We start from the raw sequence: 26,686 nt of genomic DNA, 5'->3' as shown, positions 1-26,686 counted from the left end.
CAAGGACGTGGAGGGCGTGGTCAGTCGGCGGAGGCCATGAAGTTCAGCATCCGGCGGTTGATCTCCTCCGAGTGGTCGATCTGCGGCCCGTGGCCCGTGTCGGAGATGATCTCGGCCCGCGCGCCGGGGATCAGGCGCGGTACGCGCTCCACCTGCCGCTGCGGGTGCACGAGGAGGCTTCGTTTGCCGAGCACCACATAGAGCGGGGTCCGGATGGTGGACAGCTCCTCCTCGGACAGGGGAAGGGGCGCCGGGCGGCGTATGCGGTAGGCGCGAACGGCCGTTCTGATCATCGTGCGCAGCTCCGGCATGACGAGGACCGGCTGTTCCAGCCAGGCCGCCAGCCGCGGGCGGAACGCCTTGGGCGCGAAGGTCGCGAAGAAACCGGCGAAGATCCAGACGAAGAAGCGCAGGCCCACCTTCTCCAGACCGCCGGGGTCGAGCAGCGTGACCGAGGCGAGGCGGCCGGGCCTGCGATGCGCCTGGTTCAGCGCGAGCCACCCGCCGTAGGACGTGCCGACGAGGTGTACGCGGTCGAGGCCGAGTCCGGCGAGTGTCTCGTCCAGCCACTGTGCGGCGTGCTCGGGGTCGTGGATCGGCTCGCGCTGCACGCTGCGGCCGGGGTCCCCCGGGGTGTCGATCGCGTAGACCGGGCGGTCGGCGCTGAGGGCGGGGGTGTTCGGGTACCACATGGCGGAGCAGGAGCCCGCACCGTGTACGAGGACGACCGGGGTGCGGTTCCGGGCCGCCTCGCTCGCGGGGCCGTAGCGGTAGACGTGGGTCGTGGCGAAGGACGTCTCCACGTCCTCTTCCGCGAGCGCGGCCGCTCCCAGTGCGTAGACCGCATCGCAGGCCGCGAAGTAGCGCTCGCGCCAGGCATCGCTGACGTAGCGGCCGACATCGGCCTGGGTGCGGGCAGCGGTCTCGGGCATGGCCACCTCCGGCGTCTCGGTTTTGTGATACGACCGTACCATGAACTTGGTACGGTCGTATCATCAAGAGGTCCCAGGGAGCCACGGAGGCCCGCGGGCCCACTGCACCAACGACGAGCGGAGAACCGGCCGATGCCCAAGCGCGTGGACCACGCAGAACGGCGCACCGAGATCGCCGAGGCGCTCGTCCGGGTCGCCGGACGGCGCGGGCTGCATGCCGTGGGGATGCGCGATGTGGCGGCGGAGGCGGGCGTATCGCTGCGGCTCGTGCAGTACTACTTCCAGACCAAGGAGAAGCTGCTGCTCTTCGGTCTCGAGCATCTGGCGGAGAGATTCGGGGAGCGGGTCTCCGCCCGGGTGCGGGCCGCCGGGGAACGCCCTGGTCCGCGCGCGATGGTCGAGGCGCTGCTGATGGCCGCGCTGCCGACGGACGACGAGAGCCGCACCTTCCACCACCTCTACACGTCGTACGCCGTGCTGTCCGTGAACGACCCGGCGCTCGCGGCCCAGCCCTTCATCAGGAACCCTGATGCCGCCGAAGACGCCCTGACCGAACTCCTCCGGCAGGCCCAGGAGGAAGCTCTCCTCGAGCCCGGTGTGGACGCGCGGTTGGAGGCGGCCGGCCTGCTCGCCATGTCCGCGGGACTCGGCACCGGCATCCTGGTCGGCCAACGCAGCCCGGAGTCCGCCACGGCAGTCCTGGAGCACCATCTGGACCGGATCTTCCGCACCGACGACGCGGCTGGTTGAAGGGAGGACCGTTGACGGCGGCTGGTTGACAGGCGGCTGCCGGGGGCGGCCGCACCGCCTCGCCGAGCTGGTGCGGGCAGTCGTGAAGTCCGACTCACGGCGATGTGGTCCAGCGGGGCGATGTTTCGGCCCAGGCCGTGCCCCATGCGGCGAGGTTGCGGCGCTGGATGACGTGGGCGGCTGCGCCGTAGACGGCGGCTGCGGTGGCGTGGACGCCCAGGCCGGTGATGAGGGCCCAGCCCATGGCGCGGCTGCGGATCTGGCCGGGGCTCAGGGGCGGATCGGTGATCTTTCCGTCGGTGTCGGCCCATACGCGGACCGTGCTGCCCCTGGGCAGTGCGGGCTCGACATCGGTCTTGGCCGTGCGGGTGCGCCCGTCGGGGTCGGTGAAGCGGACCTTCGTCGGGTAGCGGGTCTTCCTCGCCTCGACGGAGCCGGGTTCGGGGTGGCGCCGGGCGTCCTCGACGAGGATCGCCGTGGTGTGGTGGCGGGTGGCGGTCTGGTACTGGGCGGTACGGGTGTAGTGGCGGTGGGCGGTGTCACCGGCCAGGAACATGGCCGCGGGAGTGGCTGCGAGCACGGCCAGCAGCAGGCCGAGGCCGATCCACGCCTGGACCAGGTCACTGGCGCGGCGCAGGGGATTGCGCCGCAGCCGCCAGAACATGACCCGGGGCAGTTCCGACGGAGGCGATGGTGGGGGCGACGGTTGCGGCGATGGTGGGCGCATGTGGCCGGGCACGACTCCTCCTCTCGGCGACGGCGCAGCGGAGGCCCGGTCTAGTAGGACTGCGCGGCGGGCGGGCCCGAGGTGGAGGGGTGGGAGTGGGCGGCTCGCAGGAGCTTGGCCGCGCCGCGGACGGCCGCGGTGTGCGGGGCCGGGACCACACGCAGCGGCGCGTGCAGCCGGCCGGTGAGGTGATGCGTGATCTCCGGACGCAGGGCACCCCCGCCCGCCAGGAGGATGCCGCGCTGCACGGCGTCGACGGTCAGCGACGTGTGGTCCTGGCGGAGCATCGCGGTCAGCATCCGCGCCACCGCCTCGGAGATCTGCTCCGGCGTGGTCGACTCGCCCAGGTCGCTGGTGCCCAGGGCGGTGCGGCGTGCGTCGGTGACGGCACCGTCGCACAGCAGCACCACCTCGGTGAGGTGGGCGCCGATGTCCACCACCATCAGCGGTCGGGACAGGTCCGCGCCGGCGGCCAGGGCGATACCCCGGGCGCTGGGCACGGTCAGGACGCTGCGCGGCCGCAGCACGTCGACGGCTGCGCGCGCCCGGCTGCGGTACGAGACGCCGTCCAGGACGGGAGCGGTGACGATGACCATGGGGCGCGGCAGGCGGGGCAGGCGGTGGCCGAGCAGGCGTTGCAGCATCCGGGCGCATCCCGGGGTGTCGATGATGGCGCCGCGCTGGATGGGATACACCGCGCCGGTACCGGGGAAGGTCACGGTGGGCACGTCGACGACCACGCCTCTGCCGTCGATCCAGGCCCGGGTGCGGGCGCTGCCCATGTCCAGGGCGATGCCGCAGCAGCGCCGGCACAGCGGCCAGGGCCGGTGCCGGGCAGCGTCGGGCAGGTGGTGGGCGCCGGTCATGGGATCGCCTCCTTGACCTGCTGGCAGCGGGAGCAGTAGCGGGCCTGCGGCACGATCATCAGCCGCTGCCGGTCGATCGGGCGCCGGCACAGGTGGCAGGTGCCGTAGGAGCCCTCGTTCATGCGGGTGAGGGCCGCCTCGACGTCGGCGAGGACCATACGGGCGGACGCCGCGAGCTTGATGCGGACCTCCACCTGCGCGGCGGCCTGCCGCTGGAGCCGGTCCTCGGCACGGGACGTGGCGGGTCCGGCGAGCTGACGCAGTTGCTCTTGGCGGAACGAGCGCTGCTCGTGCAGGTTTTCGCGCAGCGCGGCGAGGTCTTCGGCCGACAGGTGGGTCGTGCTCTCGCCGATGGTCTGGTGGGTCACCACGTCACCCCTTTTGAGGCAGGGCGTAGGAGGTCGGAACGGACGTCGGTCAGGCGGCGCGGCGCTGGCAGGCGACGCAGTAGCGGGTGTAGGGGAGGATCTCCAGGCGTTCCGCGGGGACGGGTTTGGCACAGCCCAGGCAGGTTCCGTAGGTGCCGTCCTCGATGCGGGCGAAGGCTTCCTCGATCTCTTTGAGGACCCGCTCCATCGCGGTCTTCTGGACGGCCAGCAGGTGGTCGTCGTCCGTGCTGGGCACGGTCTCGTCGAGGGCCTGCAACTGCGCCAGCCGTGAGGCGCGGGCGTGCTCCAGGCGCTGACGGGCGTCGTGAAGGTGGGGCTCGGCCCGGGAGACATCGAGCGACATGGTCGGTCCCTTCTCGGCGGCGTGGGCGCCATACCTGGGTGGTTCGGGTGTTTCCCACCCTGGCCGGGCCGGTGGCGGATACCTATCGGGCGCGTGGCCCATTTACGCCGGGGCAGGGGATCCATCCGGCCGTGCCATGGGTGCTGGGGGCCCGGGGAAATGGGGGCCGGGCCCCATCGACGGGGTACTCGGGACCGGGCAGGCTGGCCGGAGGCGCATTCGAGCAGCCCGGCATCGTGAACGCGGTGGGGCCGCCTGCGGCCCGATGATGGAGGTGAACCGAGGTTTTCCAGGAGAGAGGCGGAGGGCCGGTGTCGTTGTTCTGGCGGATCTTCGCCCTCAACGCCGTGGTGCTGGGCGCGGCCACGGCCCTGCTGCTGTGGGCCCCGGTGACCGTCTCCGTGCCCGTTCTGCTGACCGAGGCGATCATCCTCGTCGGGGGCTTGGTCGTCATGCTGGTCGCCAACGCCGCGCTGCTCCGGCTCGGCCTGGCCCCGCTGGGCCGGCTCACGAAGCTGATGACCACCGTGGACCTGCTGCGTCCCGGCCAGCGCCTGCCCGCTTCCGGCGGCGGCGAGATCACCGAGGTGATCCGTACGTTCAACGCCATGCTGGAGCGGCTGGAACACGAGAGGGCCACCAGCAGTGCCCGGGCCCTGCTGGCCCAGGAGGCCGAACGGCGCCGCATCGCGCAGGAGCTCCACGACGAGGTCGGCCAGAGCATGACCGCGATCCTGCTGGAGCTCAAGCGCGCCTCGGACGAGGCACCGCCGCCGCTGCGCGAGCAGTTGCACGAGGTGCAGGAGATCACCCGGGAGAGCCTGGACGAGGTCCGCCGCCTGGCCCGCAGGCTCCGGCCCGGAGTGCTGGACGACCTGGGGCTGGTCAGCGCGCTGATCTCGCTCACCGAGGACTTCGCCACCCACACGGGGTTGCAGGTCACCCGCCGACTCGACGCCGACCTGCCGGTCCTGGAACCGGAGACGGAACTGGTCCTGTACCGCGTCGCCCAGGAGTCGATGACCAACGTCGCCCGGCACGCGGACGCCACACAGGTCACCGTCGCCCTGCGGCACACCGACGACCGCGTGGTGCTGGCCGTCACCGACGACGGCTGCGGCGTCGAGGCCCCCAGAGAAGGCGCCGGCATCCGCGGCATGCGCGAGCGGGCCCTGCTCATCGGCGGCAGCCTCGAGATCACCACGGCACCCGACTCCGGCACCCGGGTCCAGCTCACCGCGCCCGTATCCAGGAAGCAGCCCTGACCATGCACGAAGCGATCACGACCGCCGCGACGGGGACGAGCACGATCCGCATCCTGCTCGCCGACGACCATGCGCTGGTGCGCCGCGGGGTGCGGCTCATCCTCGACCGGGAACCAGACCTCGAAGTGGTCGCGGAGGCCGGTGACGGCGCCGAGGCCATCGAGATGGCCCGCACCCGCGAAGTCGACCTGGCCGTGCTGGACATCGCCATGCCGCGTCTGACCGGCCTCCAGGCCGCCCGCGAACTGGCCGCCCTCAAGCCGGGCCTGCGGATCATGATGCTCACGATGCACGACAACGAGCAGTACTTCTTCCAGGCCCTGAAGGCCGGCGCCAACGGATACGTACTGAAGTCCGTCGCCGACCGGGACCTGGTCGCCGCCTGCCGGGCAGCGATGCGGGACGAGCCCTTCCTCTATCCCGGCGCGGTCACCGCCCTGATCCGCAACTACCTCGACCGGGCCCGCCACGGCGAGGAGACGCCCGACCAGATCCTCACCCCCCGGGAGGAAGAGGTCCTCAAGCTGGTGGCCGAGGGGCACTCGTCCAAGGAGATCGCCGACCTGCTGTTCATCAGCATCAAGACCGTCCAGCGGCACCGCGCCAACCTGCTCCAGAAACTCGGCCTGCGCGACCGCCTGGAACTGACCCGGTACGCCATCCGCGCCGGCCTGATCGAAGCCTGAGCCGCCGGCCCGCACGCCGCACCACGAGCCGGGACGACGACGAGATGAAAGGGGGACGGTGCATGCACCGCACCGCGCGCACCGCCCCCGGTACCAGCAGCGCCCGGCCCCGCGTCGCGGTCCTCGCGATCCTCGCGGCAGTCCTGCTGGTGCTGCCGGCCGCGCTCGGCATCGCCGGTCCGCCGCCCGGTACGACGGGCGAGCCCGTGACCGGCGCGGTGGCAGCGGTCGGCCGGCACGGGGACACCGGGCCGCGCGCCGACGACGGATGCCACAGCGACACCGCCTGCGCCGTCCGGGCGGCACCCCGCCAGGAGCCGCACAGCGAGCACCCCGCCCCGCGCGGACACCTCGCCACCTGCGGCCGCGGCACTGACATCACCCCGGCCGACGGCGCCGCGCGGCGCCCGGCACCGGCCGCGCACGTCCCCTCCTCGGATGCTCACGCACCCCGTGACCGGGGCCGAGCGCCCCCTGCGACCTCCGGCATCTGACACCCCCTTTCCCTCTCCCCGACAGCATCCCGGCCACGCCCGCGTGGCTGTGGTGCGCCTGCCGGAGGCCCTCGTTGAACCGTTCCCTGCGCGTGCGGGCGCTGCTCGCCCTCGCCGTGCTCGCCCTCGCCCTCTACATCGCCGTCACCGTGCCGGTCCGCCTCGGACTCGACCTGCGCGGTGGCACGCAGCTCGTGCTGGAGACCCGCTCCACCCCCACCACCGACACCGGCCGTGAGGCCACCGACCGCACCCTGGAGGTGCTGCGCGGACGTATCGACGGGCTCGGCGTCGCCGAACCCACCCTCGTCCGCTCCGGCGAGAACCGGATCATCGTCGAACTGCCCGGTGTGCAGGACCCGAAGCGGGCGGCCGACGTGCTGGGGCGTACCGCGCAGCTCGCCTTCCACCCGGTGCTCGGCACCGCCGACAGCACCGAGGAGGCCTCCCGGCCGCTGCCGAAGCGGCCCCGGGAACACGTCCTGCCCGACGAGTCCGGCACTCCGCTGCGCCTCGGGGCCGCGGCCCTGACCGGCGCGGACGTCAAGGAGGCCGCCGCCCGGTTCGACCAGCAGGGCGGCGCGGGATGGCACGTCACCGTCGACTTCGAGGGTGACGGCCGCGCCGGCTGGGCCCGGCTGACCGGCGAGGCCGCCTGTCACCCGGCGGGCGACCCGGCGCGGCGGGTGGCCATCGTCCTCGACGACAAGGTCATCTCTTCGCCGCAGGTCGACCCGTCCGTCGGCTGCCGGACCGGCATCCGCGACGGTGCCACACAGATCACGGGCTCCTTCGGCCCCGAGGAGGCGCGCGAACTCTCCCTGCTCGTCAACGGCGGGGCCCTGCCCGTGCCCGTCGAGACCGTCGAGCAGCGCACCGTCGGCCCGACCCTCGGAGCGCAGGCCATCACCGCGAGCGCCTGGGCGGCGGCCATCGGCACCGCGCTGACGTCACTGTTCATCATCGGCGTCTACCGGCTGATGGGCGTACTGGCCGCTGTCGGCCTGCTCTGCTACGGCCTCGTCTCCTACGCCGCCCTCGCCGCGCTCGGAGCCACCCTGACCCTGCCGGGCCTCGCCGGTTTCGTCCTGGCGATCGGCATGGCCGTGGACGCCAACGTGCTGGTCTTCGAACGGGCCCGCGAGGAGTACGCGGCCCGCCGCCGGCCCAGTACGCGTTCGGCACTGTCGGCCGGGTTCCGCAACGCCTTCAGCGCGATCGCCGACTCCAACATCACCACGCTCATCGCGGCCGCCCTGCTGTTCTTCCTCGCCTCCGGGCCGGTGCGGGGCTTCGGCGTCACGCTGGGCATCGGTGTGCTCGCCTCCATGTTCAGCGCCCTGGTGATCACCCGCGTGCTCGCCGAGGTCGCCGTGAGCCGTCCCCGGGTGCGCCGCCGTCCCCGGCTCACCGGCATCGCCACCACCGGTGCGGTCCGCGACCACCTCACCCGCCGCAGCCCCCGGTTGATGCGCCGGCCACACCGCTGGCTGGCCGTGTCGGCCGCCGCGCTGGTCCTGGCCGGTTCGGGCATCGCGGTGCGCGGCATCGACCTCGGTGTGGAGTTCACCGGTGGCCGCCTGATCGAGTACGCCACCACCGGTCCGGTCGATCCCGACCGGGTACGCACCGCCCTCGCCGACGCCGGATTCCCGCGGGCCGTCGTACAGTCCTCCGGAGGAACGGGCCTGACCGTGCGTACCGATCCGCTGACCAACGCCGAGGAGACCGAGGTCACCGGTACCGTCCGCGACCTCGCGGGCCGGGCGGACAAGGTCCGCGACGAACTGGTCGGCCCCAGCCTGGGCGAGGAGCTGCGCCGGGGTGCCCTGATCGCGCTCGCCGTGGCTCTGGGCGCCCAGTTCGTCTACCTCGCGGCACGCTTCCGGTGGGTGTTCGGCACGGCGGCGGTCGTCGCGCTCGCCCACGACGTGGTGATCCTCGTCGGCGTCTTCGCCTGGCTCGGCAGGCCCGTCGACGGGGTGTTCCTGGCGGCCCTGCTCACCGTCATCGGGTACTCGGTCAACGACTCGGTCGTGCTCTTCGACCGCGTCAGGGAACTCGCCCGCAGGACTCCCGGGACCGCGCTGCCCGACATCACCGACCGGGCCATCGTGCAGACCCTGCCCCGGACCGTGAACACGGGCATGGGCGCCGCGTTCATCCTCACCGCCCTCGCCGTGCTCGGCGGGTCCTCGCTCACCGACTTCGCCCTGGCCCTGCTCATCGGCCTCGTGGTCGGTACGTACTCCTCCGTCCTCACCGCCGCTCCCGTCGCGATCCGGCTCCACGACCGCTCCCGGCCTCGGCAGCCGTCCGGCCGCACCTGACCCGGCCGGGGGACCGGACGCGGGGGAGGCGGGTGAGCCGATTTGCTGCTCACCCGCCTTCCCCCGTCCGTCCGCGCCGCCGTGTCAGTGCGGCTGCCGCTCGCCGTGGTAGCGCTGGGCGAGCCGGGCGAGGGCGACCGCGCCGAGCAGGAGGCCGAAGTCGCGCAGGGCGATGTCGTAGTACCCCGGGATGGTCAGCAGGTTGACGATGATGCCGGCCAGCCATCCGGCCACCAGCCAGCCCCCGAAGCGCGGGGCGAGAGCGACGACGAGCCCGGCGACGATCTCGACGACACCGACGGCGTACATGGCTGCCTGGGCGCTGCCGGGCACGATGTCGTTGATCCACGGCGCGAGGTAGGTGGGCCAGTCCACGAGCAGGTTGGCGAACTTGTCCAGCCCGAACAGGATCGGCGCCACGGTGAACCCGACGCGCAGGATGACGAACGCCTGGTAGCCGGGGTCGCCGAGCGCTGCCCGCCGGGGCTCGACGGACGAGGTGGGGTGGGTTGTGGACGTCATGACGCACCGTTCCTTCTATCGACAACTCTCACTAACGATAGAAGCGCGTATGGCTTCTTTAGTCAATGGCTGTGGGTTTTACACTGGTGTTCGTGGACCACCCGAAAGAAGCACCCCACCCCGACGTCTCCGCCGTCGCCGCCCTCGACGAGCCGACGCGCAGGCGGCTGTACGACCACGTCGTGCGCCAGCCGGGACCGGTCAGTCGCGACGAAGCCGCCGCCGCCCTCGGCCTGGCGCGCCAGACCGCGGCCTTCCACCTGGACCGCCTGGCCGACGAAGCACTCCTCGACGTCGTCTACGAACGGCGCAGCGGCCGCACCGGTCCGGGAGCCGGCCGGCCGGCCAAGCTCTACAAGCGCTCCGCCAAGCAGGTCACCGTCAGCCTGCCCGAGCGGAACTACGAGCTGGCCGGACGGCTCCTCGCCCAGGCCCTGGAGGAAGCCGAGGCCACCGGCGAACCGGTCCGCGCCGTCCTGCACCGAAAGGCCCACCGTCTCGGCGCCCGGCTCGCCGGGCAGGGCGGCCCGGGCGTGTTCGACCTCCTGGAGCGGCACGGGTTCGAGCCCCGCCGCGACGGTGACGCCATCGTGCTGGGAAACTGCCCCTTCCACGCGCTCGCCCGCGAGCACACCCAGACGGTGTGCGGCATGAACCTCCACCTGCTCCAGGGCGTCCTCGAAGGGCTCGAGGACAGCGATCTCCAGGCATGCCTGGCGCCCAGCCCCGGCCACTGCTGCGTCCGTCTGGAGCCGGCTTCCGCCCCGCCCGCGACCGCGAGTCCCTGACCCGCCACGCGCCGCCCGCCAGCCCCTTTTCCCCGTCACACGAGAGGTACGTCATGGATCTCGCCGGATCGATCAACGCCCACGCATCGCGCACCGCCGACCTGCCCGCCCCCTCCGCGAGCATTCCCCGCCCGCAGGCGCCGGCCCCCTCTCCCGCCCCCCTGCGCGTCGTCCACGACACCGACGGCATAGACCTGGCCGGAGCCGAACGCGCCGCGGCGGATTTCCTCGCCGCGCTCGGCATCGACACCAGCTCAGAGAGCCTGCACGGCACCCCCGGCCGGATGGCCCGTGCCTACGCCGAACTGTTCAGCCCCCGCCCCTTCGACCTGACGACCTTCCCCAACGACGAGGGCTACGACGAACTCGTGCTGGCCCGCAGCATCCCGGTGCGCTCGGTGTGCGAGCACCATCTGCTGCCCTTCACCGGCACCGCCCACGTCGGCTACCTCCCCGGGCACCGCATCCTCGGCCTGTCCAAACTGGCCCGCGTGGTCGAGCACTTCGCCTGCCGGCCCCAGGTCCAGGAACGCCTGACCAAGCAGGTCGCCGACTGGCTCCAGGCCCATCTCGAACCCAAGGGCGTCGGTGTCGTGATCGAAGCCGAGCACAGCTGCATGACCCTGCGCGGCGTCCAGGCCACGGGCTCCAGCACACTCACCTCCACCCTCCTCGGCACACTCCGCCACGACGCCCGCTCACGCGCCGAGTTCCTCTCCCTGACCGGGCTGCACTCCTGAAGCGCGGTGCGCCGTGGGGCCTGGCTCCTCACGAACACGGACGTGCGCTCGTATTTCCGCTCCGGTCAGCCGGTGCGGCGCGAACGGGTCAGGACCAGCCCGCCGAGGGCCGTGGCGATCAGCCCCACGAGCATCGCCACATAGGCCCCGCCCAGCCCGTTGCCGGTGCCGAGACCACCGTCGGCGGTGGCCGCGACCAGCCCGCCCAGGGCCATGCTGATCACTCCCGCCACCATGGCCGCCGTGGCCACGAGAGACTGGTCGACGGAGCCGATACGGCCGGCCGGGCGGGCCAGGGCCAGCCCGGCGACGACGAGGCCCGCCAGCCCCAGCAGCGCGCCCGTGGCGGATCCGAGTCGCCCGAGGCTGACGTCATGGGCAGCGGCGGCGACCGACCCGCCCGGCGTGTGGGCGGCCGCGGGCGCGGCGAGCCCGGTACCTCCGAGCAGCGCGACCGCAGCGGCGGCGAACAAGCGGCGAACAGACATCGAGACGCTCCTTCTCTTCCCGTGACCGGATGTCACCCGAGCATGTCCGCCGGGCCGAGCCCCGGTCGTCCGGCGGACGCGGACACTTCGCCCTGCCGCCGACGCCGCAGCGCGCTACCGCGCAAGCCGCAGAACGCACGCGCATACTGCATGTGCGGTAGCCGGCCACTCGCCCACGAGGCGGACCCGCCCGTGGCGCCGGCCGGTTAGGGTGCGCGCATGAATGCAGGTGAGACCCGCGTCCGGACCCTGGTCGGAGACTGGGGCATCGCCGTGGGCGTGGCGGGGACGCTGCTGGTCACGGGAGTGTCCGGGCAACCCTCCGCAACGGACCGGGACTTGCTCGGGTACGCGCTGCTGACGGCCGGCGGGCTGGCCCTGGCCGCGCGCCGCCGGGCCCCGGTCGCCGTCCTGGCGGTCACCGGGCTGTGCGCGATCGCGTATCAGGCGGCCGGCTTCGATGTGCCCGCCGTCGCCTACCTGTTCGCGGTGTACGCCGCCGTGCGCGCGGGACACCGGGTCGCCGCCGTCGCGGCGAGCCTGACCGTGCTGGCCGCCCTCCCGTTCGCGGCGCTCGCCTCCGGCCTCCACGACACGGGCGAGGCGTTCGCGCAGGCCCGGGGTGCCCTGGAAATCGCCTGGCTGATCGCGGCCGGGGCCGCCGGGGAGGCGTTGCGGCAGGCCGAGCGTCGGGCGGACGAGGCCGAGCGCACCCGGGAAGAGACCGCCCGACGCCGCGCCGACGAGGAACGGCTGCGCATCGCGAGGGAACTGCACGATTCGCTGACCCATCAGATCTCGGTCATCAAGGTGCAGGCCGACGTGGCCGTCCACGTGGCCCGCAGACGAGGCGAGGAGGTGTCGGAGGCACTGCTGGCGATCCAGGAGGCCGGCCGTGAGGCGGCCCGGGAGCTGCGCGTGACGCTGGAGGCGCTGCGCGACGACGACACGGCGCCCCCGCGCGGACTCGACGACGTGCCCGAACTGGTGGAACGAGCCGGCAGAACCGGTCTGAAGGCGACGCTGACGATCGAGGGAGAGCGCCATGACGTGCCGGCCGCGGTGGGCCGGACCGTCTACCGGATCGTTCAGGAGTCGCTGACCAACATCGCCCGGCACGCGGACGCCGGCACGGCCTCGGTCCGGATCGACTGCCGCCCGGACGCCCTCGCCCTCCGCATCGACGACGACGGCAAGGCCACACCGGCCGTCGCGCCGACGCCCGGCGTCGGGCTGCAGGGCATGCGCGAGCGCGTCACCGCCCTCGGCGGCCGGTTGCGGGCGGAGCCGCGCGGCGAGGGCGGCTTCACCGTCCAGGCCGAACTGCCCCTGGACCGGGTGTCATGATCCGCGTCCTGCTCGTCGACGACCAGCCGCTCATCCGCAGCGGATTCCGCGCGCTCCTCGACCTGGAGGACGACATCGAGGTGGTGGCGGAGGCCGCCGACGGCGGCGAGGGCCTGGAACTGGCCAGGGAGCACCTGCCCGACGTCGCGCTCATCGACATCCAGATGCCGGTCGTCGACGGCATCGAGGCGACCCGGCGCATCGCCGCGGACCCGGTCCTGGCCGGGGTGCACGTCGTCATCCTGACCAACTACGGCCTCGACGAGTACGTGTTGGACGCGCTGCGCGCCGGCGCAGCCGGATTCCTGGTCAAGGACATCGTGCCGGAGGACTTCCTGCACGCCGTACGCGTCGCGGCGCGCGGCGACGCCCTGCTCGCCCCCTCCATCACCCGCAAGCTGATCAACCGGTACGTCACCCAGCCGCTCCCCACCCACCCCGGCACGGCGCTGGAGGAGCTGACCGGCCGCGAACGCGAGGCCGTCGTCCTGGTCGCGCGGGGCCTGTCCAATGACGAGATCGCCGACCGTCTGGTGATCAGCCCACTCACCGCGAAAACCCACATCAACCGGGCCATGACCAAGCTCCGCGCCCGTGACCGGGCCCAACTCGTGGTGCTGGCCTACGAATCCGGCCTGGTGACCCCACGCGACTCCTGACCACGGCGGCCGTCATCGGCGTTCGCCGGACCCGCCCACCGCCTTCCTGCTCGCGGAGCATACCAACCGGATCACCGACGGCCGCGACTTCGCCACCCGCGTGATCACCGATGCCCTGACCAGGGCGGACGAAGCCTGAGGCGTGCCCCGGCAGTTCACAGCAGGACCACGCAGCCGCGCTGTTCCAGCTCGGTGAGCAGGTGCGGGGAGGGTGTGCAGGGGTTCCAGCGCAGATCCAGCTTCTCCAGCGCCCTCATCCGTGCGACCCAGTCCGGCAGTTCGACGATGTGGTTGCTGCGCAGGTCGAGCTGGCGAAGCCGGGGAAGGCGCATCAGGGGCTCCGGCACCTCGTCGAGCGCGTTCTCCCGCAGGTCCAGGTGTCGTAGCCCGTCCAGTTCGGTGACCGAGGCCGGCAGGCTGGTGAGCTTGTTCCCGCGGAGCCAGAGTTCGCGCAGCTTGCGGAGGGAGCCGATGCCCGCGGGCAGGGTGGTCAACAGGCTGTGCTGGGCGCGTAGTTCGATCAGATCCGTCATCCGGTCGATGGTTTCGGGCAGGGCGGTGAGAGGGTTTTCCCCGACATTGAGATAGCGCAGCCGCGACAGGTTCCCCACCGTGTCCGGGAGTTGGGACAGGCTGTTGTCGTGCAGATAGAGGCAGCCGCTGAGTTCGGTCAGGTCGCCCAGAGCGTCGGGAAGCGACGTGAGCTTGTTGTGGCCGAGGTCCAAGGTCGTGAGCCGGCGCAGTAGCCCGATCTCGGCGGGAAGAGTCGTGAGCCCGTTGTCCGCCAGAATCAGCACCTCCAGCTCGGTTCGTCGCCAGACCGACTCGGGTACTTCCCCGAGCTGGTGACGCCAGAGGCTGAGCGTGGTGGGCGCGGGCTGCATGTTCTCGGGTTCCCTTCCGCCGACGGTCCGGTACGAGCTTTTTTCGTGCGGGGCAGCGTCCTGGCCCGTCAGCCGGTGTGGAGGATCCGAAAGCGATCGGGATGCGCCGGGTCTCGATCGACGACCTGGACCGGCGGCACGGCCCATTGCCACACGCTGATGCCGGGCACGCGCGAGAACCGGATCCGGCCGCGGGTCCCCGGCACATCGACGCGGGGCCAGGATTCGGCCGTGCGCGCCCGGTCCGTCCCCTGGGCACGCAGCACCTCGGCGAGGACGGTGACCGTGTCGTAGCCCTCGAAGGCCACGAAGGAGGGCGCTTCGGCCAGCCGTTCGCTCAGGGTCGTCCCGACTCGTGTACCGAGGGGGGTGAGGCGCTCGGGCAGGTAGCGCAGGAACGGGATCGCGGCGCCGTCGTCGCCCAGCGACGTCGTCCATTCCGCGAACTCCGGCTGTCCGGCCGGAGCACCGATCAGCACCTCGGCGAGGCGCTCGTCGCGGCGGACGGACCTGACGAGCGGCACGGCCGGCTCAGGGTGACCTACCAGGAGCAGGAGGGCTGTCGCGCGATGCTCGACGAGTTCGTCGCGGACGGCCGTGGGGGTGAGCGCGCTCATGTCCAGTTCGATGACGGTGCCGCCGCGCGGAGTGAGGTGGTCCCGCAGAATGCGCGTTCCGGATGCCCAGTACACACTCGGCTGCGCTGCTACGGCGATGCGGCTGTGGCCAGTGCCGAGGAGGAAGTCCGCGTAGATCCGCCAGCCGCGCGACTGTGGCGGGGAGAGGCGGGCGACCCATTCCGTCGGCTGTTCGGTGAGCGCGTCGAGAACCGCTGACGAGCAGAGGTACGGCAGACCGAGGGCGTCGGCCCTGGTGGCAGCGGCGCGAGCGACGACGCTGTGATACTCACCGGCCAGCGCGGCCACGCCCAGGCCGGCCAACTCCTCCACGGCCGCCGCGGCCCTGTCCGGATCAGCCGCGGTGTCCCGGACCACCAGTTCGAGAGGCCTTCCGGCGATCCCGCCCGCGTCATTGACATCGCCCACGGCCAGTTCGAGCCCAGCGAGCAGGTGGTGACCCGCCTCGACCCAGCCAGGCCGGGTCAGCGGCACGAGAGCGCCGATCCGGACGGCCGATCCGTCAGTCCGCTCCGCTGCAGGGGGCCATGGCGGCGTACTCATGTGTGGGCGCCTCCCGCGCGACGATTCCGTTGCCGTCCGACGCCGGGAAACCTACCTCACCCCGAGTCCGCCGGTCGGCCGCCGCCGGGACTTCACGGTGAACGAAAGCCCGCGGCCGGAAACGCCGTACAGCCATGGTCGGCAGCGGCGGACGCGTCCTCGGTGGACGCCCGCGCGGCCGGCAGGCGCAGCGCGTCGTGCGCCGGGGTGACGGGGCTCGGCGGAGTAGGCGGTCAGGGCCAGACCCGGCTGTCGAGCCCCGATGACCGGGTGGCGGAAGGCTTTGCGGCCGGTGTGGCGCAGGCGCACGTTGTGCTCGGCCATGCGGTGCCGAACTCCTCGTTGCGGGTGACGAGTTCACCGCTCAGTCCGGTCAAGTGTGCGTGTTGCCGGTGTGCCCCGAACGTGTGCCCCGGCCAGCGAGAGCGGGTCGAAGGCGAGGGCGGCGTCCCGGTGGCGATCCATCGGGCCCCGCCGACGGGTGCAGACGCAACCCGTGGGCCGCGGTCCGGCGTGGCGGCGGGGCGTCGACCGGTTCGTGACGGTCGAGGCGGCTGCGGACGTGGCGGTTTCCCCGAGCGCGGCGAGGAATCCCTCGGCGGTGCGCGGGGCGGAGTCGGTCAGGTCGGTGTCGGCGAGATGGGCGACCAGTCGTCGCGACGGCCGGTCCGACCTCTGGGCACGCCGGCGGGACACGCGTCCCTACGCCTCGGGTTCGACCCAGGTCAGCCCGTCCTCCGACGCCACCAGGCCGCCGGGGCGCAGCGGTGCCTCGGTCTCCAACGGTCCGCCGAACAGGCCGCGTTCCTGGAGGGCGGCCCCCTCCTGGAACACCTGCCGGAAGGTCTCGGACTCGTAGAGGGGATTGCGCAGGTCGTCGGCGTCGGGGAGGCGGCGCACGGCTCGCTCGAAGTCGTCGGCGGCGGCGGTGAGCCGTTCGCCCGCCGGCCCGGCCCCCGTGAGCGACGCGTCGCCGGACGCCAGGCCGCCCACCAGCTCGACGAACGCCTCGAGTTCCGTCGTGCCGACGTTGGTGACCTTGCGCGCCTTCCAGAAATACGACCGCTCGTCCTGGTGCAGGTCGTAGAAGGAGACCAGGAACTCGTGGAACAGGCCGTACTCGTGCCGGTAGCGGGCCTCGAACTCGGCGAACAGACGGGCCTCGTCCACGTTTCCGGCGAGGCAGCCGTTGATGGACCGGGCGGCGAGCAGCCCCCCGTAGGTCGCGAGGTGGACTCCGCTGGAGAGCACCGGGTCGACGAAGCAGGCCGCGTCCCCGACCAGGGCCATGCCGGGCCGCCACAGCTGTGACTTCCAGTACGACCAGTCCTTGCGGACACGGACCTGGTCGTAGGGCGCCTCGTTGGCCTGCGGGATGCCGTCGAGGAAGCCGCGTACCTCGGGGCAGGCGTCGATCATTCGGCGCCAGGCGGCGGCCGGGTCGCGCTGGACGGCCTCGGCGTTCTCGCGGGCCACCACGGCTCCGACGCTGGTCAGGTCGTCCCGGAGCGGGATGTACCAGAGCCAGCCCTCGTCGAAGGCGGCGCAGAAGATGTTGCCGTCGTTCGGTGCCGGGAGCCGCGCGCCGCCGGCGAAGTAGCCGAACACCGCGATGTTGCGGAAGAAGTCGGAGTAGATCCGCTTACCGCCGACATGCGGGTGGATCCTGCTGCCGTTGCCGGAGGCGTCCACGACGTACCGGGCACCGGCCTCGCGGACCTCGCCGTCGGGCCCGGACCAGCGCACCCCGCGGATCCGCTCCTCGTCGGCGAGCACGCCCGTCACACGGCAGCCTTCCCGTACGTCGACGCCGACGCGGCGGGCGTTGTCCAGGAGGATCGCGTCGAACCTCGACCGCTCGACCTGGTAGGCGAACGAGGTCGGGTCGGCCAGGCGGGGCGACAGCGCGAAGGAGAACTGCCAGGGATCCCGGTTGCGGCCCCAGCGGAACGTGCCGCCGCGCTTCGGCTTGAAGCCCGCACGCGCCATCTCGTCCTCGACGCCGAGGATCCGGCACACGCCGTGCACGGTGGAGGGCAGCAGGGACTCGCCGATCTGGTACCGGGGGAAGGTCTCCTTCTCGACGAGGAGGACGCGGTGGCCGTGCAGGGCGACGGCCGCCGAGACGGTGGCCCCGGCCGGGCCGCCGCCGACCACGATGACGTCGAAGTCCTGCGGGGGCTTTGCCGAACTCACCGGTCTCCCTTCGCCGTTCGCGTGTCGATCCAGGCGCGGATCGCCGACGCGGTTGTCTCCGCGTGTTCCCGCATCATCGTCAGATGATCTCCCGGGACGTCCACGACGTCGTGCGCCGCAGGCCAGGACGTCCGCCAGTCGTCCGCGTCGGCAGAGGCCGCCATGGCGGGCGTGGGCCGCTGCGCGCGCACGAGGAGCGTGGGCGTGGCGATCGGTTCGGGGACCCAGCCGAGGAAGATCCGGTTGTAGGCGCCGATCGCGGCCAAGGTGCTGTCGTCGTCCCCGGTGAGGAGGGGCTGTCCGGTGTCCTGCGGTGAGCTGTCCCGCGGCGGTGGGGCGGCCAGGGACAGCAGCCAGTCCTTGCCGCTGTTGTCCGGCGTGATGTGGTAGGTGTCCAGCAGCACCAGGCCGGCCGGTGCCCGGCCCGTGTTCTCCAACTGGTGGGCCACCAGGTGCGCCACATTGCCGCCCGCCGACCGTCCTACGACCACGAAGGGCCCGTCCCCGACGTGCCGCAGCACGCTCTCGGCCTGCGTACGCGCCAAGGCGTCCCGGTCCTGCGGTACGGCGGCACCTGCGCCGATTCCGGGGTGCGGGAACTCCAGGACCTCCGAGGCCTCCAGGTCGCCCTGGAGAGCGCGGTGGAAGCGGGGGAAGTCCCCGCCGCCCGACGCGAGCGACGGATGGTAGGCCGGGACGTAGACGACCATCGGCCTTCCGCGACGGGAGCGGCCGGGGGAGCGGCGGATCGGGGGCAGCGCGTGCTCGCGGCCCCGGGCGGCCGTGAAGGTGGGCAGCGCCCAGGACGCGGTGACGAGCAGGTGCATCGCCGCCACCGGTTGCCCGGCGGCACTGACCGTCCGGAACAGCGAGGAGAGGGTGTACGCCGGCCGTTCGGATCCCGTGGCCGCTGTCGCGTCGGCGGTTCCTGTGGCCTCGGGGGCGGCTGCGGCGGCCGGTTCGCCTCCCAGCAGGCCGAGCAGGTGGCGGGCCAGTTCCTCGGCCGTGCGGTGTTCGAACACGACCGCGGCCGACAGCCGGAGCTTCAGCGCCATGCTCAGCCGGTTGCGGATCTGCACGGCGGTGAGGGAGTCGAACCCCAGGTCGGCGAGGGACTTGCCGGCCGGGAGGGCGTCGCCGTCCGGGTAGCCGAGCACGGCGGCCACGTCGCCCCGCAGCAACTCCACGAGCGCCGGCTCCCGCTCGCCGGGGGGCAGCGGGGCCAGCCGCTTCCGCCAGGCTCCCGGCTCCAGCATCTGTCCAGGAGACCCGGGGGAGCCCGAGGCCGTCGCCGCGGCGGGCGGCCGGTTCTGCCGGACGAATCCGCGCAACGGCGGTGGCAGGTGCCCCGCACCGGACCGAAGCGCCGCCCGGTCCAGCAGGATCGGAGCCAGGACCGGTCCCGTCGAGCGCAGCGCGGCGTCGAACAGGGTCATGCCCTGCTCTGTGGACAGCGGCATCAGCACGTCACGTGCCAGTGGGCGCTGTCGGGGCTGCTGCCCCGCCGCCATGCCGCCGGTGTGCTCCCACGGGCCCCACGCCAGCGAGACCGCCGGCAGTCCCTCGGCGGCGCGACGGTGGGCGAGGGCATCGAGGAACGAGTTCGCGGCCGCGTAATTGCCCTGGCCCGCCCGGCCCAGCAGACCGGAGACGGAGGAGAACAGGACGAACGCCGAGAGGCCCATGTCCCGGGTCAGTTCGTGCAGATGCCAGGCCGCGTCGGCCTTCGGACGCAGCACGGCCGCCATCCTCTCGGGGGTCAGTGAGTCCAGCACGCCGTCGTCGAGAACCCCGGCGGCGTGCACCACAGCGGTCAGCGGCGGCTCACAGCGCTTGACCACCTCGGCCAGCGCGGCCCGGTCGGCCGTGTCACAGGCGACGACGGCGACCCGAGCCCCCAACGCTTCCAGTGCATCGCGCAGTTGGGCTGCCCCGGGCGCCTGCGGTCCACGGCGTCCGGTCAGCAGCAGATGCCGTACGCCGTGTCCGGCGACCAGATGACGCGCCAGCTCCGCGCCCAGCGCCCCGGTGCCTCCGGTGATCAGGACCGTACCGTCCGGGCCGAAGGCGGCACCCGCGCCCGCTGCATCACTGGCCGCGGCCAGCCGCGGAACCGTCACCCGACCGTCCCGCACCCGGAGTTGCGGCTCACCGGTGGCGACGGCCGACGGCAGCATCCGCAGTGACTCGGGCTGCCCGTCGACATCCACCAGGACGACACGTCCGGGCAGCTCCGACTGCGCCGTACGCACCAGGCCCCAGACCGCCGCACCCGCCAGGTCCGGCACCGGCCCGGTGGCGTCCCGCGTGACCACGACCAGCCGTGAGCCCGCCGTGCCCGGGTCGTCCTGCCAGTCCTGGAGCACCTTGAGTACTCGGCCCGTCAGCTCGTGCGTGGCGGAGACCGGATCCGAGCCTGTCGCAGGGGCGATGGCTGTGACGGCGATGACACCGGGGTGCACGCCGCCGGGCAGGAAATCGGCGAGATTCAGCTCGTCCGGCCCGCGCACGGCCCAGGCCCGCTCATCAGCGTCACCGGGGAAGAGGTCGAGGACGGCCCACTCAGGGCGCAGCAGAGCCCTTCGTACGAAGTCCTCCGCCAGGCCGGCGCGGCCTGCCCGCTCGGCCGGGAGTTCCCTGGTCGCCAGCGAGTCCACGCGTGCCACGAGTCGGCCGGACGGGTCGGCCAGGGTCAGCGAAACCGTGTCGGACTTCGTCGACGTCACCTTGACGCGCAACTCCGTCGCTCCCGAGGCGTGCAGGCTCACCCCGCTCCACGCGAACGGCACCCGGACCGTGCGCGTGTCCGCGGACGCGGCCAGCAGCGGCGCGTGCGACGCGGCGTCGAACAGCGCAGGATGGACTCCGAAGCGGCCCGCTTCCGGGGCGTGCGACGGGGGCAGCCGGACCTCCGCGAAGACGTCGTCGCCGCGCCGCCAGACCGCGCCGACCCCCTGGAAGGCAGGCCCGTAGGCGAGCCCGGCCTCGGCGAGGGCGGGGTACGCGCCGGTGAGGTCCACCGCCTCCGCGCCCTGGGGTGGCCACTGTGTCAGTTCGTCCTGCGGGGCGCGGCCTCCGCCCAGCTGTCCGGAGACATTCCGTGTCCACGCGGCCTCGGCGGAATCCTCCGGCCGCTCGGGCTGCTCCGGCCGGGAGTAGACGTCGACCGGCCGCCGGCCCGAGTCGTCGTCCCGCGCACCCACCACGACCTGGACCCGCACCCCCGCGGAACCGGACAGGGCGAGTGGCGAGAGCATCACGAGTTCGTCGACCGCGCCGCAGCCCACCGCCTCACCCGCCCGCAGGGCCATCTCCACGAACACCGTCGCCGGCACGACGACCCTCCCGGCGACGACATGGTCCGCGAGCCACGGGTGAGCAGCGAGGGACAACAGCCCGGTCAGGACCGTCCGCTCGGTGTCCGGCACCGGGAACGCCGGGCCCAGCAGGGACCCGGTGCCGGTCGCCGACGGGCGAGGAGCGTCCAGCCAGTACCGCTGCCGCTGGAAGGCGTACGTCGGCAGATCCTCGCGGCGCGCGCCGGAACCCGCGTACACCGCCGCCCAGTCGACGGCGGCCCCGGCCACATGCAGCCGCGCCACGGCCGACAGGAGCGTCTCCGGTTCGTACGCATCGCCTCGGGTGGCGACGGCGAGAACCGAGCCGCTCGTGGACGTGTCGGTCAGACAGTCGGCGGCCGCCGCGGTGAGTACGGGCCCGGGACCGAGTTCCAGGTAGGCGGAGACGCCGTCGTCCGAGAGCCGGCGCACGGCGTCGGCGAAGCGCACGGGCAGCCGGGCGTGCCGCGCCCAGTACTCGGGCGTGCACAGTTCCGCGGGCTCGGCGAGCCGTCCCGTCACGGTGGAGACGATCGGGACACGCGGCGGTCGGAAGGTCAACTCCCGGGCGACGGCCAGGAATGCGTCGAGCATCGGCGCCACCAGGGGCGAGTGGAAAGCATGGCTCACCCGCAGCCGTACGGCCCTGCGTCCGCGCGCCTCGAAGCCGGCCGCGACCGCGAGCACCGCGTCCCGCGCGCCCGAGATCACCACCGAGCTGGGCCCGTTGACGGACGCGACGGCCATCTGCGCTCCCTCAGCTGCCTGCGCCACCTTCGCTTCCTGCGCCCCGAACTGCGCGAGCTCCGTGGCGACTTCCTCCTCGCTCCCCTCCAGCGCCACCATCGCACCGCCGTCGGGCAAGGCCTGCATCAGCCGTCCGCGAGCGGCAACCAGCGTCGCGGCGTCGGGCAGATCGAGCACGCCGGCGACATGCGCGGCCGCCAGCTCACCGACGGAGTGGCCCACCAGCCGGTCGGCCCGCACGCCCCACGACTCCAGCAGCCGGAACAGCGCCACCTCGAAGGCGAACAGTCCGGCCTGGGTGAAGTCCGTACGGTCCACCAGAGCCGCTTCCGGTGAGCCCGGCTCGGCGGACAGCACGGCGCTCAGCGGCTGGGGGAGACGGTCGTCCAGGTGACGGCAGACCTCGTCGAAGGCGTCGGCGAAGACGGGGAAGGCGGCGCGCAGTTCGGCGCCCATCCGGGGGCGCTGGGCGCCTTGTCCGGTGAACAGGAAGGCCGTACGGAGCTCCGGGTCGGCCAGTCCTCGGACGACACCGGGGGTGTCCCGGCCCTGCGCGAACGCGTTCAGCGCGTCCAGCATCCGGGTTCGGTCACCGGCCGGCACGAGCGCGCGATGGCTGAGGGCGGAGCGCGACACCGCCAGCGAGTGGGCGACGTCGGCGGGCGACAGGGCCGGCCGGTTCGCCGCCTCGGCCGCGAGCCGTCGGGCCTGGGCGCGCAGGGCGGTCTCGTCGGCGGCGGAGAGCAGCCAGGGAACGGGCGGCACCGCGGCTGCCCGCGGGGAGACCGCCGCCTCCGGAGAGGCCGCCACCTCCCGTGGGACCGCGGTCTCCTTCTCCGGCGCCTCTTCCAGAATCAGATGCGCGTTGGTCCCGCCGATCCCGAAGGCCGAGACCCCCGCACGCCGCGGCCGGTCCGAGGCCGGCCAGGGCCGGGGCGCGGTCAGTAGTTCCACGCGGCCGGCGGACCAGTCGACGTGCGGTGTGGGCGCGTCGACGTGCAGGGTCCGGGGCAGTGAGCCGTGCCGCATGGCCTGCACCATCTTGATGACGCCGGCGACTCCGGCCGCCGCCTGCGTGTGCCCGAGGTTGGACTTGACCGACCCGAGCCACAACGGCTGCTCACGGCCCTGTCCGTACGTGGCCAGGAGGGCCTGCGCCTCGATGGGGTCGCCCAGCCGGGTGCCCGTGCCGTGGGCTTCCACCACGTCCACGTCACCGGTGCGCAGCCCCGCGTCCGCCAGCGCCCGCTCGATCAGCCGCCGCTGTGCCGGGCCGTGGGGCGCGGCGAGCCCGTTGGACGCGCCGTCGGAGTTCACGGCGGAGCCGCGGAGCACGGCCAGGACCGGATGGCCGTTGCGCCGCGCGTCGGACAACCGCTCCAGCAGGACCAGTCCCACGCCCTCGCCCCAGGCCGTGCCGTCGGCCGCCGCCGAGAACGACTTGCAGCGCCCGTCCGGCGACAGCCCGCGCTGCCTGCTGAAGGCGAGGAACGGCTTGGGCGTCGCCATCACCGTGACCCCGCCGGCCAGCGCCAGCGAGCACTCGCCCGAGCGCAGCGCCCGCGCGGCCCAGTGCAGCGCCACCAGCGAGGACGAGCACGCGGTGTCGACCGTGATCGCGGGACCGCGCAGACCGTACACGTAGGAGATCCGCCCGGAGGCCACACTGCCCGCCGAGCCCAGCCCCAGGTGCGCCTCCAACTCGTGGGAGCGCGTGAAGCGGGCGGAGTAGTCGCCGTACATCACGCCGACGAACACGCCGGTGTCGCTCTCGCGCACCGACGCCGGGTCGATCCCGGCCCGCTCCCACACCTCCCAGGACGTCTCCAGGAGCAGCCGCTGCTGCGGGTCCATGGCGAGCGCCTCGCGCGGCGAGATCCCGAACAGCCCGGCGTCGAACTCCGCGGCCCGCTGCAGGAACCCGCCGTGCCGCGTGTACGACGTGCCGACCCGGTCGGGATCAGGGTCGTACAGGGCGTCCAGGTCCCAGCCGCGGTCGGCCGGGAACTCCGAGATGGCGTCCCGCCCGTGCGACACCAACTCCCACAGGTCCTCGGGGGAGCCGACGCCACCGGGATACCGGCAGCCCATGGCGACGATCACGATCGGATCGTCCTCGGGAGGCCGGCCCGGTCCGCCGTACGCCTGCGGGTGCCCCACGGGCTCGCCCTCGAAGAGCGCCACACGCAGGTACCGGGCCACCGCGGTCGGCGTGGGGTGGTCGAAGACCAGTGTCGACGGCAGGCTCAGACCGGTCAGCGCGCCGAGCCGGTCCACCAGCTCGACGACGCCGGCGGAAGTCATGCCGAGATCGGTGAACGGCCTGTCCGCGTCGGGCAGATCGCCCGGTGTGCGCCGGCAGACCCCGGCCGTTTCGGTCAGCACCGTTTCGCGTAGCGCGCGCTCCTGGTCGCCGCGCGAGAGGGACAGGAGCCGCTCGCGCAGGGCGGTGGGGGCGGCGTCGGCCGCGACCGGAGCGGCCGGAGCGGCGGCGACCAGCTCGTGCCGGGCGATCTTGCCGGACCCGGTGCGCGGCACGGCGGTGATCTCGCGGATCTCGGCCGGCACCTTGTAGTCGGCCAGCCGGGTCCGGCACTCGGCGAGCACCTGCCGGGCGTCGAAGCCCTCCGGACCCGGCACCACGAAGGCGACCGGCACCTCGCCGAGCACGTCGTGCGGCACCCCCACGACCACGGCCTCGGACACGCCGGGACACTGCGCCAGGGCCTGCTCGATCTCCGTCGGGTGGATGTTCTCGCCGCCGCGGATGATCAGCTCGCTGAGCCGGCCGGTGAGCCGGAGATGGCCGTGCTCGACGCGGCGGCCGAGGTCGCCGGTGCGGTACCAGCCGTCCCGCAGCGCGGCGGCCGTCGCCTCGGGCTGCTCGTGGTACCCGGTCATCAGGCCCGGCCCACGCACCCAGACCTCGCCCTCGGCCCCGTCCGGGACGTCCTCGCCGCTGAGCGGGTCGACGACGCGTACGTCCGTGCCCGGCACGGGCGCCCCGCAGGAGCCGTCGACCCTCGGCCCCTCGGGACGGTTCACCGCGATCATGCCGCAGGTCTCGGTACTGCCGTACGCGTCCAGCAGCGGCGCCCCGAGGGTCTCCTCCACGGCCGCGCGCAGGGCGGGGCCGCTCGGGGCGCCGGCCACGAGGCACATCCGCAGCGCCGGCGGGGCCTCGCCGCCCGAGTCGAGCAGCCGGTGATACGTCGCGGGTACGCCGGCCAGCAGGGTGAAGGGCCCACCGAACCCGGCGTGCGCGGCGAGCAGCTCCTGCCGCAGACCACCCGGGGGCAGCAGCTCACCGGCGATCCGGGCGCTCGCGCCCACGGCCGTCACGCCCAGGATCGCCAGCGAGTGGCTGAAGCTGTGGAACAGCGGTAGCGGCCAGAGCAGGCGGTCGTCGGGCGAGAGACCGAAGACCGGGGCGTAGCAGGCGGCCACGGACCACAGCGCGGCCCGCTGCGTGGACACCACACCCTTGGGACGACGCGTGGTGCCGGAGGTGTAGAGCATCCAGGCCGGATCGTCGAGGCCGAGCAGGTCGATCTCCGCGTCCCCGCCGCTCTCGGCCGCGCTCCGGAACGACCGGGCGCCGTCCGGGACCGGGCCGCTCCCGGTGACCAAGGCGCTCAAGCGGTCGTACGGGGGCCCCAGGCGCCGCAGTTGTGCCAGGTGCGCGGCGTCCGTGATGACGCATGCGGCTCCGCTGTCCTGGAGGAAGTGGGCCAACTCGGCGTCGGAGGACCGCGGATCGAGCGGGACGCCGACCATCCCGGCCCGCAGGACGGCGAGGCAACTCTCCACCGCCTCCACGCAGTTGCCCAGACAGATCGCGACCCGGTCGCCGCGCCGCAGCCCGGTCCGGGTGAGGTACGCGGCCAGCGAGCGCGTGCGCCGCTCCAGTTCGGCGTAGGTGACGCTGCGCGAGGAGTCGGAGTAGGCCACCTTTTGCCCGGCTCCCCCCGCGTGCCGCCGTAACAGCTCCGGCACCGGTCGGATCAGCTCGTCACGCCTCATGTCTCCGCCTTCCGGACCCGCGCGCCGCAACGATGTTGAGCCTATGCGAACGGGGCTACTCGTACGGCCCGCCGCAGTGTCACCGCGGCAGCAAGGAGGTACCCCCATGACCGGCAACGGAGCACACGTGACCACCGTCCGGAGCCCTGTCCCCGCGCAGGAGCTCTCCGGCATCGTCGGCCACCGCTTCATCTACACCTACGCCAACGGCTGGCAGTACGAGATGTACGTGAAGAACCCGACCACCATCGACTACCGGATCCACTCCGGCATGGTGGGCGGCCGCTGGGTCAAGGACCAGCGGGTGGACCTCGTCCAACTGGACGACGACCACTACAAGATCTCCTGGAACGAGCCCACCGGTACGTCGGTCTCCGTCAACGTCATGCCCGGCAAGCGCCGCCTGCACGGCGTGATCTTCTTCCCTCGCTGGGTCGAGGAACACGGCGACCGCACCGTCCTCTACCAGAACGACCACCTCGACGAGATGCGCAGGTACCGCGACGAGGGCCCGACCTATCCGATCCACATCGTCCCGGAATTCGCGAAGATCACCCTCTTCGAGTACGTCGGCCCCGACGACGACACGGTCATCGCCACGGCCCCCGGAGATCTCCCGCAGGGCTGGTCCGACCGCACCAACTGAGTTCAAGGCGTCCTCAGGGGCGGGACGGCTGCCGGGCTACAGCGTGCGCACCCTCACGCGCGCGAGCCGGGCTGTGACCGGGTCCGGAGCCAAGCGCCTGATCGACGACCGGGTGCTCCTGGAGGCCAAGCGCCTCCCGGTGCACACCGACCTGCCCGCCACCGCCGTCGGCGAACGCATCGGCTTCCCCGGCCCCACGGCCTTCACCCGCTTCTTCCGGCAGCGCGCCGGAGAGACTCCCGCGGGTTTCCGCAACCGGGCCCGGGGCGGCCCGCGACGTCCGGGAAAGGTCTGAGGGAGGAGCGCTCCCGCTTCACACGCCTTGCGCCGGGGCCGTCGGCCAGG

The 26,686-nt window shown here is 72.9% G+C and carries 22 protein-coding genes and 1 pseudogene; 11 read left to right on the top strand and 12 right to left on the bottom strand.

The genetic code is table 11. From position 1 onward, the window contains the following. Positions 1-20: 20 nt before the first annotated feature. On the bottom strand, positions 21-932 hold the full coding sequence (locus SCNRRL3882_RS04020; RefSeq protein WP_010043621.1) for an alpha/beta fold hydrolase: 912 nt from the start codon (positions 930-932) through the stop codon (positions 21-23). Between the two features lie 132 nt (positions 933-1,064). Between SCNRRL3882_RS04020 and SCNRRL3882_RS04015 the strand changes: the two genes are divergently transcribed. After that, positions 1,065-1,682, top strand: a complete 618-nt coding sequence (locus SCNRRL3882_RS04015; RefSeq protein WP_010043622.1) for a TetR/AcrR family transcriptional regulator — start codon at positions 1,065-1,067, stop codon at positions 1,680-1,682. Between the two features lie 94 nt (positions 1,683-1,776). On the opposite strand, the gene SCNRRL3882_RS04010 is transcribed toward SCNRRL3882_RS04015, so the two are convergent. The 4 genes from SCNRRL3882_RS04010 to SCNRRL3882_RS03995 form a co-directional block, all read right to left on the bottom strand. Then, a complete protein-coding gene (locus SCNRRL3882_RS04010) occupies positions 1,777-2,346 on the bottom strand; it encodes a hypothetical protein (protein WP_010043624.1) in 570 nt (189 codons plus the stop codon). Between the two features lie 113 nt (positions 2,347-2,459). Beyond that, on the bottom strand, positions 2,460-3,275 hold the full coding sequence (locus tag SCNRRL3882_RS04005) for a rod shape-determining protein (protein WP_010043625.1): 816 nt from the start codon (positions 3,273-3,275) through the stop codon (positions 2,460-2,462). Beyond that, positions 3,272-3,646 carry a TraR/DksA family transcriptional regulator gene (locus SCNRRL3882_RS04000; protein WP_010043626.1) on the bottom strand — a complete coding sequence of 125 codons (375 nt, stop codon included), beginning with the start codon at positions 3,644-3,646 and terminating at the stop codon, positions 3,272-3,274. The genes SCNRRL3882_RS04005 and SCNRRL3882_RS04000 overlap by 4 nt, the downstream gene beginning before the upstream one ends. 46 nt (positions 3,647-3,692) lie before the next feature. Next, on the bottom strand, positions 3,693-4,007 hold the full coding sequence (locus tag SCNRRL3882_RS03995) for a TraR/DksA C4-type zinc finger protein (protein ID WP_010043627.1): 315 nt from the start codon (positions 4,005-4,007) through the stop codon (positions 3,693-3,695). A 311-nt stretch (positions 4,008-4,318) separates the two neighbouring features. On the opposite strand from SCNRRL3882_RS03995, the gene SCNRRL3882_RS03990 reads away from it, so the two are divergent. The 4 genes from SCNRRL3882_RS03990 to secD all read left to right on the top strand — a co-directional run bounded on the left by SCNRRL3882_RS03990 (position 4,319) and on the right by secD (position 8,782). Further along, entirely contained in the window at positions 4,319-5,272 is a 954-nt protein-coding gene (locus tag SCNRRL3882_RS03990; RefSeq protein ID WP_010043628.1) for a HAMP domain-containing sensor histidine kinase, read from the top strand. 2 nt (positions 5,273-5,274) lie between these two features. Further along, positions 5,275-5,958, top strand: a complete 684-nt coding sequence (locus SCNRRL3882_RS03985) for a response regulator (RefSeq protein ID WP_010043629.1) — start codon at positions 5,275-5,277, stop codon at positions 5,956-5,958. A gap of 62 nt (positions 5,959-6,020) precedes the next feature. Beyond that, positions 6,021-6,452: a hypothetical protein gene (locus SCNRRL3882_RS40690; RefSeq protein ID WP_010043631.1), complete on the top strand. Its 432-nt coding sequence runs from the start codon at positions 6,021-6,023 to the stop codon at positions 6,450-6,452. A gap of 74 nt (positions 6,453-6,526) precedes the next feature. Then, positions 6,527-8,782: a protein translocase subunit SecD gene (gene secD / locus SCNRRL3882_RS03975; RefSeq protein WP_010043635.1), complete on the top strand. Its 2,256-nt coding sequence runs from the start codon at positions 6,527-6,529 to the stop codon at positions 8,780-8,782. An 84-nt stretch (positions 8,783-8,866) separates the two neighbouring features. On the opposite strand, the gene SCNRRL3882_RS03970 is transcribed toward secD, so the two are convergent. Continuing rightward, positions 8,867-9,304, bottom strand: coding sequence for a hypothetical protein (locus SCNRRL3882_RS03970; RefSeq protein WP_010043638.1), 438 nt, complete (start codon positions 9,302-9,304; stop codon positions 8,867-8,869). Positions 9,305-9,390: 86 nt separating this feature from the next. On the opposite strand from SCNRRL3882_RS03970, the gene SCNRRL3882_RS03965 reads away from it, so the two are divergent. Together SCNRRL3882_RS03965 and folE are read left to right on the top strand one after the other, a co-directional pair. Beyond that, a complete protein-coding gene (locus SCNRRL3882_RS03965; protein WP_010043639.1) occupies positions 9,391-10,092 on the top strand; it encodes a helix-turn-helix domain-containing protein in 702 nt (233 codons plus the stop codon). 53 nt (positions 10,093-10,145) lie between these two features. Continuing rightward, positions 10,146-10,832 carry a GTP cyclohydrolase I FolE gene (folE, locus tag SCNRRL3882_RS03960; protein WP_010043641.1) on the top strand — a complete coding sequence of 229 codons (687 nt, stop codon included), beginning with the start codon at positions 10,146-10,148 and terminating at the stop codon, positions 10,830-10,832. 65 nt (positions 10,833-10,897) lie between these two features. Here the strand turns inward: folE and SCNRRL3882_RS03955 are convergent, their stop codons facing one another. Next, complete coding sequence (locus SCNRRL3882_RS03955; RefSeq protein WP_010043644.1) at positions 10,898-11,320, bottom strand: DUF6223 family protein; 423 nt, start codon at positions 11,318-11,320, stop codon at positions 10,898-10,900. A 219-nt stretch (positions 11,321-11,539) separates the two neighbouring features. Between SCNRRL3882_RS03955 and SCNRRL3882_RS03950 the strand changes: the two genes are divergently transcribed. Continuing rightward, a complete protein-coding gene (locus tag SCNRRL3882_RS03950) occupies positions 11,540-12,667 on the top strand; it encodes a sensor histidine kinase (RefSeq protein ID WP_010043646.1) in 1,128 nt (375 codons plus the stop codon). Beyond that, positions 12,664-13,326 carry a response regulator gene (locus tag SCNRRL3882_RS03945; protein WP_010043648.1) on the top strand — a complete coding sequence of 221 codons (663 nt, stop codon included), beginning with the start codon at positions 12,664-12,666 and terminating at the stop codon, positions 13,324-13,326. The genes SCNRRL3882_RS03950 and SCNRRL3882_RS03945 overlap by 4 nt, the downstream gene beginning before the upstream one ends. Positions 13,327-13,481: 155 nt before the next feature. On the opposite strand, the gene SCNRRL3882_RS03940 is transcribed toward SCNRRL3882_RS03945, so the two are convergent. The 5 genes and pseudogenes from SCNRRL3882_RS03940 to SCNRRL3882_RS03920 all read right to left on the bottom strand — a co-directional run bounded on the left by SCNRRL3882_RS03940 (position 13,482) and on the right by SCNRRL3882_RS03920 (position 25,695). Further along, complete coding sequence (locus SCNRRL3882_RS03940; RefSeq protein ID WP_010043652.1) at positions 13,482-14,210, bottom strand: leucine-rich repeat domain-containing protein; 729 nt, start codon at positions 14,208-14,210, stop codon at positions 13,482-13,484. Positions 14,211-14,278: 68 nt separating this feature from the next. Beyond that, on the bottom strand, positions 14,279-15,391 hold the full coding sequence (locus SCNRRL3882_RS03935; protein ID WP_010043654.1) for an ABC transporter substrate-binding protein: 1,113 nt from the start codon (positions 15,389-15,391) through the stop codon (positions 14,279-14,281). Positions 15,392-15,483: 92 nt separating this feature from the next. Continuing rightward, positions 15,484-15,768, bottom strand: a pseudogene (locus SCNRRL3882_RS41595) (transcriptional regulator); the annotation flags it as partial. A gap of 325 nt (positions 15,769-16,093) precedes the next feature. Beyond that, positions 16,094-17,587, bottom strand: a complete 1,494-nt coding sequence (locus SCNRRL3882_RS03925) for a tryptophan 7-halogenase (RefSeq protein WP_010043657.1) — start codon at positions 17,585-17,587, stop codon at positions 16,094-16,096. Then, positions 17,584-25,695: a type I polyketide synthase gene (locus SCNRRL3882_RS03920; protein WP_010043659.1), complete on the bottom strand. Its 8,112-nt coding sequence runs from the start codon at positions 25,693-25,695 to the stop codon at positions 17,584-17,586. Before SCNRRL3882_RS03920 ends, SCNRRL3882_RS03925 begins: the two co-directional genes overlap by 4 nt. Positions 25,696-25,801: 106 nt before the next feature. Here SCNRRL3882_RS03920 and SCNRRL3882_RS03915 point away from each other — a divergent pair, with 106 nt between their 5' ends. Continuing rightward, entirely contained in the window at positions 25,802-26,341 is a 540-nt protein-coding gene (locus tag SCNRRL3882_RS03915) for a phenolic acid decarboxylase (protein ID WP_010043660.1), read from the top strand. Positions 26,342-26,384: 43 nt separating this feature from the next. Beyond that, positions 26,385-26,636, top strand: a complete 252-nt coding sequence (locus SCNRRL3882_RS03910; RefSeq protein WP_010043661.1) for a helix-turn-helix domain-containing protein — start codon at positions 26,385-26,387, stop codon at positions 26,634-26,636. Positions 26,637-26,686 lie beyond the last annotated feature (50 nt).

The organism is Streptomyces chartreusis NRRL 3882, assembly GCF_900236475.1.
In the GTDB taxonomy this organism is placed as follows: Bacteria; Actinomycetota; Actinomycetes; order Streptomycetales; family Streptomycetaceae; genus Streptomyces; species Streptomyces chartreusis_D.
This window is presented reverse-complemented; position numbering and strand designations above follow the sequence as displayed.

Coding starts and splice junctions, on each gene's coding strand:
- SCNRRL3882_RS04020 (WP_010043621.1), bottom strand. CDS start 932: ATGCCCGAGACCGCTGCCCGCACCCAGGCCGATGTCGGCCGCTACGTC.
- SCNRRL3882_RS04015 (WP_010043622.1), top strand. CDS start 1,065: ATGCCCAAGCGCGTGGACCACGCAGAACGGCGCACCGAGATCGCCGAG.
- SCNRRL3882_RS04010 (WP_010043624.1), bottom strand. CDS start 2,346: ATGTTCTGGCGGCTGCGGCGCAATCCCCTGCGCCGCGCCAGTGACCTG.
- SCNRRL3882_RS04005 (WP_010043625.1), bottom strand. CDS start 3,275: ATGACCGGCGCCCACCACCTGCCCGACGCTGCCCGGCACCGGCCCTGG.
- SCNRRL3882_RS03995 (WP_010043627.1), bottom strand. CDS start 4,007: ATGTCGCTCGATGTCTCCCGGGCCGAGCCCCACCTTCACGACGCCCGT.
- SCNRRL3882_RS03985 (WP_010043629.1), top strand. CDS start 5,275: ATGCACGAAGCGATCACGACCGCCGCGACGGGGACGAGCACGATCCGC.
- SCNRRL3882_RS40690 (WP_010043631.1), top strand. CDS start 6,021: ATGCACCGCACCGCGCGCACCGCCCCCGGTACCAGCAGCGCCCGGCCC.
- SCNRRL3882_RS03970 (WP_010043638.1), bottom strand. CDS start 9,304: ATGACGTCCACAACCCACCCCACCTCGTCCGTCGAGCCCCGGCGGGCA.
- folE (WP_010043641.1), top strand. CDS start 10,146: ATGGATCTCGCCGGATCGATCAACGCCCACGCATCGCGCACCGCCGAC.
- SCNRRL3882_RS03955 (WP_010043644.1), bottom strand. CDS start 11,320: ATGTCTGTTCGCCGCTTGTTCGCCGCCGCTGCGGTCGCGCTGCTCGGA.
- SCNRRL3882_RS03950 (WP_010043646.1), top strand. CDS start 11,540: ATGAATGCAGGTGAGACCCGCGTCCGGACCCTGGTCGGAGACTGGGGC.
- SCNRRL3882_RS03945 (WP_010043648.1), top strand. CDS start 12,664: ATGATCCGCGTCCTGCTCGTCGACGACCAGCCGCTCATCCGCAGCGGA.
- SCNRRL3882_RS03940 (WP_010043652.1), bottom strand. CDS start 14,210: ATGCAGCCCGCGCCCACCACGCTCAGCCTCTGGCGTCACCAGCTCGGG.
- SCNRRL3882_RS03935 (WP_010043654.1), bottom strand. CDS start 15,391: ATGAGTACGCCGCCATGGCCCCCTGCAGCGGAGCGGACTGACGGATCG.
- SCNRRL3882_RS03920 (WP_010043659.1), bottom strand. CDS start 25,695: ATGAGGCGTGACGAGCTGATCCGACCGGTGCCGGAGCTGTTACGGCGG.
- SCNRRL3882_RS03915 (WP_010043660.1), top strand. CDS start 25,802: ATGACCGGCAACGGAGCACACGTGACCACCGTCCGGAGCCCTGTCCCC.